This window comes from Inquilinus sp. (assembly GCF_057815775.1).
Window position 1 is genome coordinate 1 of record NZ_JBYRFX010000060.1, and the last position, 10,608, is coordinate 10,608.

11 protein-coding genes and 2 pseudogenes are annotated in these 10,608 nt (G+C 67.0%); 5 read left to right on the top strand and 8 right to left on the bottom strand.

Annotated features, from left to right (window positions below; all coding sequences use genetic code 11):
• On the top strand, nucleotides 1-771 hold a 771-nt coding region (locus AC3XYG_RS02410; protein ID WP_489138216.1), incomplete at its 5' end, for a cupin domain-containing protein.
• Between the two features lie 48 nt (nucleotides 772-819).
• Here AC3XYG_RS02410 and AC3XYG_RS02415 read toward each other — a convergent pair.
• Nucleotides 820-2,121 (bottom strand): capsule assembly Wzi family protein, encoded by a 1,302-nt coding sequence (locus tag AC3XYG_RS02415; protein WP_489138217.1) that lies wholly within the window; start codon nucleotides 2,119-2,121, stop codon nucleotides 820-822.
• A gap of 475 nt (nucleotides 2,122-2,596) precedes the next feature.
• On the opposite strand from AC3XYG_RS02415, the gene AC3XYG_RS02420 reads away from it, so the two are divergent.
• Nucleotides 2,597-3,229, top strand: coding sequence for a hypothetical protein (locus tag AC3XYG_RS02420; RefSeq protein WP_489138218.1), 633 nt, complete (start codon nucleotides 2,597-2,599; stop codon nucleotides 3,227-3,229).
• Here the strand turns inward: AC3XYG_RS02420 and AC3XYG_RS02425 are convergent.
• From AC3XYG_RS02425 to AC3XYG_RS02445, 5 genes are all read right to left on the bottom strand, one after another.
• On the bottom strand, nucleotides 3,226-3,987 hold the full coding sequence (locus tag AC3XYG_RS02425) for a DeoR/GlpR family DNA-binding transcription regulator (protein WP_489138219.1): 762 nt from the start codon (nucleotides 3,985-3,987) through the stop codon (nucleotides 3,226-3,228). The genes AC3XYG_RS02420 and AC3XYG_RS02425 overlap by 4 nt on opposite strands.
• Before the next feature lie 354 nt (nucleotides 3,988-4,341).
• Nucleotides 4,342-5,007, bottom strand: a complete 666-nt coding sequence (locus tag AC3XYG_RS02430) for an ABC-type transport auxiliary lipoprotein family protein (protein ID WP_489138220.1) — start codon at nucleotides 5,005-5,007, stop codon at nucleotides 4,342-4,344.
• 2 nt (nucleotides 5,008-5,009) lie between these two features.
• Nucleotides 5,010-5,987, bottom strand: a complete 978-nt coding sequence (locus tag AC3XYG_RS02435) for an MlaD family protein (RefSeq protein WP_489138221.1) — start codon at nucleotides 5,985-5,987, stop codon at nucleotides 5,010-5,012.
• Between the two features lies 1 nt (nucleotide 5,988).
• The gene (locus AC3XYG_RS02440; RefSeq protein WP_489138222.1) at nucleotides 5,989-6,834 is read right to left on the bottom strand and encodes an ABC transporter ATP-binding protein; all 846 of its coding nucleotides are present in this window, start codon (nucleotides 6,832-6,834) and stop codon (nucleotides 5,989-5,991) included.
• A gap of 3 nt (nucleotides 6,835-6,837) precedes the next feature.
• Nucleotides 6,838-7,989, bottom strand: coding sequence for an MlaE family lipid ABC transporter permease subunit (locus tag AC3XYG_RS02445; protein ID WP_489138223.1), 1,152 nt, complete (start codon nucleotides 7,987-7,989; stop codon nucleotides 6,838-6,840).
• A 102-nt stretch (nucleotides 7,990-8,091) separates the two neighbouring features.
• Here AC3XYG_RS02445 and AC3XYG_RS02450 point away from each other — a divergent pair, with 102 nt between their 5' ends.
• Nucleotides 8,092-8,607, top strand: coding sequence for an adenine phosphoribosyltransferase (locus AC3XYG_RS02450; RefSeq protein ID WP_489138224.1), 516 nt, complete (start codon nucleotides 8,092-8,094; stop codon nucleotides 8,605-8,607).
• Nucleotides 8,608-8,628: 21 nt separating this feature from the next.
• Here the strand turns inward: AC3XYG_RS02450 and AC3XYG_RS02455 are convergent, their stop codons facing one another.
• Nucleotides 8,629-8,937 carry a hypothetical protein gene (locus AC3XYG_RS02455; RefSeq protein ID WP_489138225.1) on the bottom strand — a complete coding sequence of 103 codons (309 nt, stop codon included), beginning with the start codon at nucleotides 8,935-8,937 and terminating at the stop codon, nucleotides 8,629-8,631.
• A gap of 275 nt (nucleotides 8,938-9,212) precedes the next feature.
• On the opposite strand from AC3XYG_RS02455, the gene hemP reads away from it, so the two are divergent.
• Together hemP and AC3XYG_RS02465 are read left to right on the top strand one after the other, a co-directional pair.
• Nucleotides 9,213-9,335, top strand: coding sequence for a hemin uptake protein HemP (gene hemP / locus AC3XYG_RS02460; RefSeq protein WP_489138226.1), 123 nt, complete (start codon nucleotides 9,213-9,215; stop codon nucleotides 9,333-9,335).
• A gap of 196 nt (nucleotides 9,336-9,531) precedes the next feature.
• Nucleotides 9,532-10,362: pseudogene (locus AC3XYG_RS02465) on the top strand (hemin-degrading factor); the annotation flags it as partial.
• 116 nt (nucleotides 10,363-10,478) lie between these two features.
• Here the strand turns inward: AC3XYG_RS02465 and AC3XYG_RS02470 are convergent.
• Nucleotides 10,479-10,586: pseudogene (locus AC3XYG_RS02470) on the bottom strand (hypothetical protein); the annotation flags it as partial.
• Nucleotides 10,587-10,608: the final 22 nt, after the last annotated feature.

Consider the following 10,608-nt stretch of genomic DNA (forward strand, 5'->3'; position numbering starts at 1 on the left):
CGCCACGCCCCGGCGGTGCTGGCCGCCGCCGATGCCGCGCTGGCCGCCGCTGCCCGCGACCTGACCTTCCTGCGCCTCGACGCCGCCGCCTTCATCCAGGCGCCGTCGATCTCGATCGACCATGCGGTGATGGAAAAGACCGACCGCGCCGGCATCGTGCCGGCATCGATCGGCTGGACCGATGTCGGCTCCTGGTCCTCGCTGTGGGAGATCGGCGACCGCGACGCCGACGGCAACATCACCCAGGGTGACGCGCTGGCGCTGGATTCGCACAACTGCCTGGTGCGCAGCGACGGCATCCTGACCGCCGTGATCGGCCTGGAAGATATCATCGTCATCGCCACCGACGATGCCGTGCTGGTCGCCGCCAAGGACAAGGTCCAGGACGTCAAGGCCATCACCGACCGGCTGAAGGCGGCCAAGCGGCCCGAGGCCGTCATCCACCGCGAGGTCTACCGGCCCTGGGGCACCGTCAAGTCGCTGCATGCCGGCGACCGCTTCCAGGTCAAGCGCGTCATCCTGCATCCCGGGCAGGAGATCGCGCTGCAGCGGCACTATCACCGGTCCGAGCACTGGGTGGTTTTATCCGGCACCGCCCGGGTGACCATGGAAGGCCAGTCGCGGATCCTGCGCGAGAACGAGGCCGCCTACCTGCCGATCGGCATCGATCACCGACTGGAGAACCCCGGCAAGATCGACCTGGAACTGATCGAAGTCCGCGCCGGCCCCTATCTCGGCGAGGATGACGTCATCCGGTTCGACACGCCCTGACGCCGAGCCTCCTGACGCAGGGCCATCCTGCGTCAGGGTCGACGGCGATCAGAAGCGGATCGTCGTCGACACGCCCAGTGCCGCCATCGGCTTGCTCTTGCCCGGGCTGTTCGGGGAATCATCCTGCAGCCGCAGATTGATGCCGACCGTGTTGTGCCGCAACGGCACGGAGGTGCCGATATCGAGGATGTTGATCGTCTCCGCGTCCTCGCTGACCGTATTGTGCGGGTTGTTCTTCGGGTTCAGGCTGGCGTGGTAATAGGCGACCTTGTAGGTCCAGCTGTCGCTGTCGATAAAGGTTCCGGTGAGGCCGATCAGTTCCGCATCGCCGTCGAGGCTGTCGCCGATCGCCCGGTCATAGAACCGGTAGCCATCGGGATAGGCGCCGCTCTCGTAGAAATAGCTGTAGATCGCCTTGTTCAGGAAGTTCGCCGTCGAATTCGAATACTCGACGTTGAATTTCCAGGAGGCGCCATCGTCACCCCAGCCATTCCAAAGCGACCCGCCGATCACCGCCCCGTTCCGCGACGGCAGGGGAATGCCGATCGAGGAATAGGCCGCGTCTTCACCGATCAGTTCGCCATAGACTTCGAAAGGCTGGCCGAACAGCTGCTTGCTGTAGCGCGCATCGAAGCCGGCGATCTGGTTGGCCGGATCCTGGGCCTGATCCGCCTGCGAGACGTTGGTGTTGCCGAAAAAGCCATTGAAGAACGTGCTGGGACCGCAAGGCCGGCCGCTGCCGCAGAACATCATGACGCGCGACGCCCCGAGTTCGAGTCCCGGAATCGGGTTGATCGAAGCGTGCAGCGCGAACATCAGCGTGTTCGAGACCTGGCGGTCATCGGGCAGGACCCCGAGGAAGCCGGTGATCTGCCACGGGCCGAGCCAGCTGAGCCAGGGCGTTTCGAAGGCATGCGGGTTGGAGCGCATGAAGCCGACCTTGGGGAACGGCCGTGCATTGGTCGACAGAATCAGGCTGGTGGTCTCACCGGGGCCCCACCATTCGTCGAGCCAGCCGGCATAGAGGATCCAGTTGTCGACCCGCTGGGCGAGATAGGTGCCGTCGAGCGACGCCTGGAAGGAATCCTGGCCGGCATAGAACCAGGGACTGTCGCCCTTGACGAGGCGGGAATAAGCACCGAGCGACAGCCGCAGCGCCGTCGAATCGCCCATGTACTCGGCCGATGCCGTGATTTCTCCCCGCTGGCGCGGGGTGGAGTCGAAGCCCCTCACCAGGGCGGGCTGGTTGGTCAGGTCGGCTTGCAGCGTGCCATGTAGAGTGTTCTGCCTGGTCTCGGAGGCGGCCCGGGTCCGGACCCGGTCGAGCGCCGCCCTTGCATAAGCCGGCAACGACTCCCGGTCGGCAGACCCCAGGCGATAGGTAATCTGGGCCCAGGGCAGTGGCCAGACATTCAGAACGCCGTCGATGAGACCGAAGTTCTCAAGGATATGAATATCGTTCCGCAGCGTCGAGTCGCCGGGCTCTGCCCAAGGGCTGGCGACCGCCGACCCCGGGTTGACCGCAACGGCTCCGCCTGAAATGGCGGCGGCAACAACAACGGCAGCAACAATCTTCCTGGCAACGGCCATGGATCCCCCCGGACGGCCTCCGTAATATGACCTGCATACACAAGACGCCCGCGGAAGCCCAGCCGCCGTTTCATGGGAGGGAATGAGCAGCAGGATTTGGCCGTTTGGTTCCGCTCCGCCACCGATGTCACCACGCAGCACCGAACAGGATGACGCAGCCGCGCGCATTCACCTTGCAGCGGACCGGAGCCGAGCCATTTCCTTCCATGGAAGAGAATGATTCTCAGGAGATGCCATGCGCATCGTGGCCCTGGTCCTGGCGATCCTGCTGCTTGCTGCCTGCGCGCAGACCCAAGTCGCCAGCTATGTCGACCCCGCCTATCGCGGCGGACCGAAGCTGACCGCCGTGGCCGTCGCCGCCGATACGGCGCGGCTGGGCGAACAGCAGGCGCTGGAGAGCGCGGCGGTCGCCGCCCTGTCCGCCCAGGGCGTCCGCGCCGTGCGGATGATCGACCTGGTGCCGCCGACCCGGGCCGGCGGGCCCGCGGCGCAGACTGCCGCCCTGCGGACATCAGGGGTGCAGGCGGTGCTGCGCATCACCGTCGACCGCCGGGCCGTCGCCACCCGCTACATCCCGCCCGCCTATGGTCCGGACGCCTTCTATCCCTACGGCGGCTTCTACGGCCCCTACGGCGGCTATGGCTACTATCCCGGGGCCTATGGCGGCCCGATCAGCAGCGGCGGCTGGGTCGAGGAGCCGCTGGCCCGCTACTCGGCGTCGCTGCAGGATCTGCGCAGCGGCGCTACCATCTGGAAGGCCGATGCCGGGTCCCGCGGCAGCTCCAGCACCGATTTCGACGATCTCGCCGGCGATGCCGCCAAGGAGCTGGTCGGCCGGTTGCAGCAGGACGGGCTGATCGGCGGCTAATCCGCGACGTGGATGCGGCAGCTGGTGGCGGCGATCGCCTCGCCGAAGGGCGACGGTGGGTCGCGGTCGGTGAACAGGTCGCCGATCTCGCCGATCGAGGCCAGCCGGACCATGGCGTTGCGGCCAAATTTGGTGTGGTCGGCCGCCAGGAACACCTGCCGCGAATTGTCGATGATCGCGCGCGCCACCCGCACCTCTCGGTAGTCGTAGTCGAGCAGCGTGCCATCCCCGTCGATGCCGCTGATGCCGATGATGCCGATATCGACCTTGAACTGGCGCACGAAATCGACCGTCGCCTCACCGACGATGCCGCCATCACGGGCGCGGATCACGCCGCCGGCGACGATCACCTCGAAGCTCGCATTCGAATACAGGATGTTCGCGACATTGATGTTGTTGGTGATGACGCGCAGCCCGCGATGGCCCAGCAGCGCCCGCGCCACCTCCTCCGTCGTCGTGCCGATGTTGAGGAACAGGGACGCGTTGTCCGGCACATGCCGCGCGGCCAGCCTGGCGATGCGGCGCTTCTCCTCCAGGCACAGCACCTGGCGCGTGGAATAGGCGAAGTTCTCGACGCTGCCCGGCACGGTGACGCCGCCATGGAAGCGCCGCAGCAGGGTGCGGTCCTGCAACAGCGCGATGTCGCGACGGATGGTCTGCGGCGTCACCTGGAACCGGTCGGCCAGGGCTTCGACCGTGACGTAGCCTTCCTGATGCACCAGTTCGACGATCAGATTCTGCCGCGCCGTGGCGTTCATGGCCGCTCTTCTTTCTTCGCAAGACGACAGAGAATGCTAATGGGGATGCCGGAACGGCGCCAATATTTTCATTTCCGAACATCGCAGCCACCGCCCGGCACGGGCGACCGGCTTGCGATCGGGCCGGCACGTGCTATGAAGGGCCGTCACGCATGCAGATGGATCGGATCATGGGTTTCGAGTGGGTCATCATCGCCGCCGTCGTCGCGTTCTTCTTCTGGCAGACCGTCACCCGCTGACGGCGCCGCGGCGCGATCGGCGCCCGCCCCTGTCACGCCATGAGCCGTCGGGGCCGCCTTCCGCGGCCTAGACTGATTTTCGGACTTAGGGCTTTCTGTTTCGGGCCGCTGCCGCTTATCGCCGCGGCCGGCCCGAGGTGCGGTCGTCCTGCTCGCCGGTGCGCAGAGTCCATTCCACGATCTGCTTCAGCACCCCGCCCAGGGCGTCGTCCCACGCCTGGATCACGGCGCCGAAATCCGGCCCCGAGACCGTCATCACCCGCTCGAAGCTGTTGCCGCCGATGATCGTGCGCTGGGGGAAGCGGACCAGCTTGGCGCCGATCCGCACCCGCACCCGGTAGGGTTCGCCCGGCCAGCGCTCGGCCCGGAACTCCCGGATCTCCGGCTGCAGCACGTAATTGGCCCGCAGCCCCGAGATCTGCCGCCCGACCGAGACGATCTTGCCAGTGTTCTCGAAGCTCTCGACCAGCAGGCCGACGACCATGGCCGGGGCCCGGTCGACCCAGGCGACCTTGGCGAAATAGTCCAGCGCGGTCTGGTTCTCGCTGATCGCGATCCGGTCGGTGTCGACCCCGGCATTGGCCGAGGGCATGTCGACCAGCAGCTGCCAGGTGACCTTCGGCAGGTTGGCATCGAAGGTGCTTTTCGGCGTCAGCTCGTAGACCGACGGTGCCGCCGGGGCCAGCGCGCTGATGCCGCCGCAGCCGACCAGGCCCAGGGCCGCGGACGACACGGTCGCCTGCCGCAGGAACAGGCGCCGGGACAAGGGGGACATCGTCATCTTCACCTCGAGGACCCCTGGGGCGGGACACCGCTGGAGGACCCGCCGAACAGGAACTGGGCCGGGCTGCGGTCGAGCCGCGACAGCGTCCGGTTGAGATTGTCGGTCAGCTGCCGCAGCTGCGTGATCAGCATGGTGATCTCATACAGCCCGTCGGTGGAGAAGCTCTCGACGCCCGGGCCGGACTGCTTCAGCAACCGCGACACCTCGCCGGCACTCTGCTTCAGCGACGCGATCATGTCGCGCGCATCCGAGACCGCAGCGGTGACCTGGGTGTCGGTGCTGGCCAGGAAGCCGTCGGCGCGGCCGGAGAGCTGCTTGAGATCGCCCCGCGCCTCGGTCACCAGCCCGTCCATGTTCTGGGAGAGCGTGTCGATCCGGTCGATAGTGGTGGCCAGCTGGGTCGAACGCTCCGCCAGCGCCGCGGACAGCCGGTTCACATTCGCCAGCGTCTCGGTGATGTTCCGCTGGTTGTCCTCGGAGAAGATCTTCTGTAGCTCGCGGGAGATGTCGGACAGCCGGTCGAGCAGCTGCGGCACGGTGTCGACAATCGCCTGCAGGCCGGAGGTCTTGGACGGAATCGCCGGGAACTCCTGGCCCTCCGCCCGCTCCAGCTTCGGCGCGCCCTGGGCGCCGCCGCTCAGCAGGATGAAGGCGCCGCCGGTCAGGCCCTGGATCTCCAGCGAGGCCACGGTACCCTTCACGACAGGCGTGTTCGGCCGCACCGCGATGCGGACCAGCACGCGCTCGACATTCGCCGGGTCGATCCGGACATCCTGCACGGTGCCGACCGGGATGCCGCGATAGCGGACTTGGCTGCCCTCCTGCAAACCGGTGACGTTGCCGGAGAAGTAGATCAGGTAGTGGTCGGCGTTCTCGCGCAGGCCCGACCCGCCGAGCCAGACGGCGAAGACCACCAAGCCGACCATCAGGATCAGGACGAAGCTGCCGACGGCCACGTAGCTGGCACGGGTCTCCATCTCAGCGCTCCGCCGCGGTCGCCGGCGTTTCGGCGGCCACATGCTCGGCATGCGCCACCTCGGCCGCACGGCCGCGCGGCCCGTGGAAGTATTCCTGGATCCAGGGGTGGTCGACCTTGAGCAGGTTCTCGTAGGTATCGACCACGATCTTCTTGTCGATCAGCACCGCGATGCGGTCGCAGATGGTGACCAGGCTGTCGAGATCGTGGGTGACCATGAACACCGTCAGTTTCAGGCTGCGCTGCAGCTCGGCGATGAGCTGGTCGAAGGCGGAGGCGCCGATCGGGTCGAGGCCGGCGGTCGGTTCGTCCAGGAACAGGATCTCGGGATCGAGCGCCAGCGCCCGGGCCAGGGCCGCCCGCTTGCGCATGCCGCCCGACAGCTCCGACGGATGCTTGGTCGCGGCGCTGCAGGCCAGGCCCGCCATGGCGATCTTCACCCGGGCCAGATCGTCCATCATCGAGCGCGGCAGGCGGGAATACTCCTTCAACGGCACCTGGATGTTTTCGGCCACGGTCATCGAGCTGAACAGCGCACCATCCTGGAACATGACACCCCAACGTCGCTGCACCGCCCTGCGTTCCGCTTCGTCCGCCGCTTCCATGTCGGTGCCGAGCACCTCGATCGTTCCCGCGGCCGGCCGGATCAGGCCGATGATCTCCTTCAACAGCACCGACTTGCCGGTGCCGGAGCCGCCGACCACGCCCAGCACCTCGCCGCGGCGGACATCGAGGTCCAGTCCCTCATGGATCACCTGGGCGCCGAACTGGGTCTTCAGCCCGCGCACCCGGATCGCGATCGTGTCGTCCGGCGCCTCACGCTCCGGGGCCTCTGCGGTCTTGTGCATGGCTCAAATCCCCAGGGTGGCGAACAGGATGGAGAACAGGGCGTCGAGCACGATCACCAGGAAGATCGAGACGACGACGGATTGCGTGGTCAGGCGGCCGACGCTTTCGGCGCTGCCCGACACCTTCAGCCCTTCATAGCAGCCGACCATGGCGATGGTGAAGGCGAAGACCGGCGCCTTGATCATGCCGACCCACAGCGTGTTGAGAGTGATCGCCGACTGGAACTGCTGCAGGAACTGCGGCGCGTTGATGTCGAGCACGAAATAGGACATCAGCCCGCCGCCGAAGATCGCCATGATGTTGGCATAGAAGGTCAGCAACGGCAGGGTGATGGCGAGGGCGAGGACGCGCGGGATCACCAGCACGTCGATCGGGTCGAGGCCGAGCGTCTCCATCGCATCGACCTCCTGGTTCACCTGCATCGTGCCGATCTGGGCGGTGAAGGCCGAACCGGAGCGGCCGGCGACGATGATCGCCGTGATCAGGCCGCCGAGTTCGCGCAGCACCGAGACGCCAAGCAGGTTGACGACGAAGATCTGGGCGCCGAACCGGGCCAGCTGGTCGGCGCCCTGATAAGCCAGCACGACGCCGATCAGGAAGGCGAGCAGCCCGACGATCGGCATCGCGTTGAGGCCGGTGGCCTCGATGTTGTGGGCCAGCGCGATGAAGCGGATCCGGCGTGGATGCAGCAGCGCGCCGATGGTCTTGACCACGAGCAGGCCGAGGAAGCTCAGCAGCGCCACGCCTTCGTCGCGGAAATGATAGGTCGACTTGCCGGTGCGCAGCGCCAGATCGTGCAGGATGTTGCGTTGGGGATGGGCCACCGGCACGTCGCGTTCGACCCGCGACACCGCCTCCAGCAGGCCCTTCTGGTCGGCAGACACGCCTTCGACCCGGACCGTCGCGCCGCCGGCGGCCAGATCCTCCTGGGTGCGATGCACCAGCCAGGCGCCGACGGTGTCGAGCAGGGTGACGCCGGACAGGTCCAGCACCACCTGGCCGCTGGGATGCTTCTTCACCAGGGCGGTGAGATCATGGTCGAGCGGGGCTGCGGTCCGCGTGATCCAGGCGCCGGCCAGGCGCACGGTGGTGACGCCGCGCTCCTCGCTGCTGTCGATCCGGGCGGCGTCGGCGGTCGCGGCGGCTGCGGTCAACGCCCAGCCCCCGGAAAACCGGCTTGCCGCACCTGCGAATTGCCTTTCGGGCCGCGCGAACTACGATGCATCTTCACTCCGGCCCGCAATCGAGGACGTCTCATGGATCTCAAGTCGCACATACGCGGCATCCCGGATTTTCCCAAGCCAGGCATCCTGTTCTACGACATCTCGCCCCTCTTGGCCCATCCGCAAGCGTGGCGTAATGCCGTCGAGACCATGGCCGCCTCGGTCCGGGAATGGCAACCGGACATCCTGGTCGGCATCGAATCTCGCGGGTTCCTGGCGGCCGCGCCACTATCCTATGTACTAGGCTGCGGCTTCGTCATGTGCCGCAAGCGCGGCAAGCTGCCAGGCGAGACGATCGGCCATCTCTATGACCTCGAATATGGGTCGGACGCGATCGAGATCCAGGCCGATGCGATCAAGCCGGGGCAGCGCGTCGTCGTGCTCGACGACCTCCTGGCGACCGGCGGCACCATGGCGGCGGCGATCCAGCTGCTGCGCCGGGTCGGCGCCGATGTCCGGGGCGCGGCTTGCTTCATCGAGCTCACCTTCCTCAACGGCCGCGACAAGATCGACGCGCCGGTGAAATCGCTGCTGCAATACGAGAGCTGAGAGACCAGCGGAGCGGGCGGCTCAGCGGGACTCCTGCTGCGTCGTCCCGCCGCCGCTCAGATCATGCCAGGCGGTGCCGACCAGCGCCGCCGCCCCAACCGCCAGCAGCGCCGCTGCCGCCAGCGTGACCAAGCTGCGCAGGCTCGGCACGGTCGAGCGATACTCCGGCTCGGTAAACAGGCTGTGGTTCAGCCGGCGCAGAAGGTCAGTGTCGCCGCGCAGGGCCTCGGGACGGTCGAGAAAGCGCTCTGCCGCCCGATCTCCATCGTCCGGCCGCCGGCTGTCCGCAGATGGCCGTTCCGCCAGCCTGGCCTCATCCATCGCCATCATCGTCCGGCGTCCAGATCCATTCACACGACCATTGTCGGCCTCAGTGTCGCTGAGTATGCGCGCGGCGGCGCCGGAGGCAAGTGCCGTGCGATGGTCGGAAGGCTTCTGGTTTCGTCAAATTGTCGCAATGCGGATAGGAATGACACGCATTTGCTTGACCCTATCCGATGGATGTGAGAATGACTCTCAACATCGAATGATCGACCAACTCACCGTCGGATGGGATCATGCTGGAACAATCCACACTGCATGCAGTCGAATCAGCTCAGAGGCCGGTGGCCGCGAGCCTGGACACGCGCGAGCTGTTCGGCACCCGCCGTGAGCTGACGATCCAGCACGGCGATGACGTCTATCGCCTGCGGATCACCCGCAACAGCAAGTTGATCCTGACCAAGTAACCCACCCTCTTCCCTTCGCGCTCCCAGCAAGTCGGGTTCCAACCCGCCGCCAGGCCCTGCGCGAGAACCCGTTTCCGCAACAGGTTCTCGTCATGCATCGCAGCCTGGCCGGCACAGCCCTTGGCCTTGATTTGGCATGTCTTGTCGTCCCCCGCCGGTCGCCGGCGCCGCTCCTTACCGGTGATCGGAGAGCATGATGCAGAGCCTCGACCGTGACGTCTCCGCCGCGCCGGAGGCCGCGCTCGCCGTGCGCTGGGCCGCGTTGCGCGCCGAACGCCCGCAACTGCGGACACGCGATGCCGCGGCGGAGCTGGGCGTCAGCGAAGGCGAACTCGTCGCCTCCGGTATCGGCGACGGCACCGTGCGGATCGGCGGCGAATGGAGCGCGATCCTCCAGGCGGCCCACGATCTCGGGCCGGTGATGGCGCTGACCCGCAACGAAAGCGTCGTCCACGAGAAGACCGGAATCTACGAGAACGTCTCGGCCGGCAGCCATGTCGGGCTGGCGCTCGGCCCCGATATCGACCTGCGGCTGTTCTACACGCGCTGGAAACACGGCTTTGCCGTCGGCGATGCCAGCCATCCCCGACCGAGCCTGCAGTTCTTCGATGCGGCCGGCACCGCCATCCACAAGATCTTCCTGGTCGAGGCAAGCGACCGGGCCGCCTTCACCGCCCTGGTCGACCGCTTCCGCCACGCCGACCAGGCGCCGGCGCTGGTGACGGAGGCCGTGACCAGCCCCGTCCTCCTGGACGATGCCGAGATCGACACCGACGGCTTCCGTGCCGGCTGGGACGGGATGGAGGACACCCACCAGTTCTTCGGCCTGCTGAAATCGCACAAGCTCGACCGCCTCCAGGCCATGCGCCTCGCCGGATCGGCCCGCGCCGAGCCGGTGCCGCTGGATGCGTTGCGCCGGGTGCTGACCCGGGCGGCGGCGACCGAGGCCTCGATCATGGTGTTCGTCGGCAATCCCGGCTGCATCCAGATCCACACCGGCCCGGTGCACACGCTGAAGGATGCCGGGCCCTGGCTGAACGTGCTGGACCCCGGCTTCAACCTGCATCTGCGCGAGGACCGCATCGCCATCAGCGTGCCGTCGACATCGAACAGCTCGAGCGAGGTCACGGTGCCGTCCTTGGTCGGCTTGCGCACGATCCAGCTGCTGGCGATGCGGTCCTCGCGCAGATGCAGGTTGAAGCCGGGGTCCAGCACGTTCAGCCAGGGCCCGGCATCCTTCAGCGTGTGCACCGGGCCGGTGTGGATCTGGATG

Coding starts and splice junctions, on each gene's coding strand:
- AC3XYG_RS02450 (WP_489138224.1), top strand. CDS start 8,092: ATGGATCTCAAGTCGCACATACGCGGCATCCCGGATTTTCCCAAGCCA.
- AC3XYG_RS02420 (WP_489138218.1), top strand. CDS start 2,597: ATGCGCATCGTGGCCCTGGTCCTGGCGATCCTGCTGCTTGCTGCCTGC.
- AC3XYG_RS02430 (WP_489138220.1), bottom strand. CDS start 5,007: ATGACGATGTCCCCCTTGTCCCGGCGCCTGTTCCTGCGGCAGGCGACC.
- AC3XYG_RS02435 (WP_489138221.1), bottom strand. CDS start 5,987: ATGGAGACCCGTGCCAGCTACGTGGCCGTCGGCAGCTTCGTCCTGATC.
- AC3XYG_RS02425 (WP_489138219.1), bottom strand. CDS start 3,987: ATGAACGCCACGGCGCGGCAGAATCTGATCGTCGAACTGGTGCATCAG.
- AC3XYG_RS02455 (WP_489138225.1), bottom strand. CDS start 8,937: ATGATGGCGATGGATGAGGCCAGGCTGGCGGAACGGCCATCTGCGGAC.
- AC3XYG_RS02440 (WP_489138222.1), bottom strand. CDS start 6,834: ATGCACAAGACCGCAGAGGCCCCGGAGCGTGAGGCGCCGGACGACACG.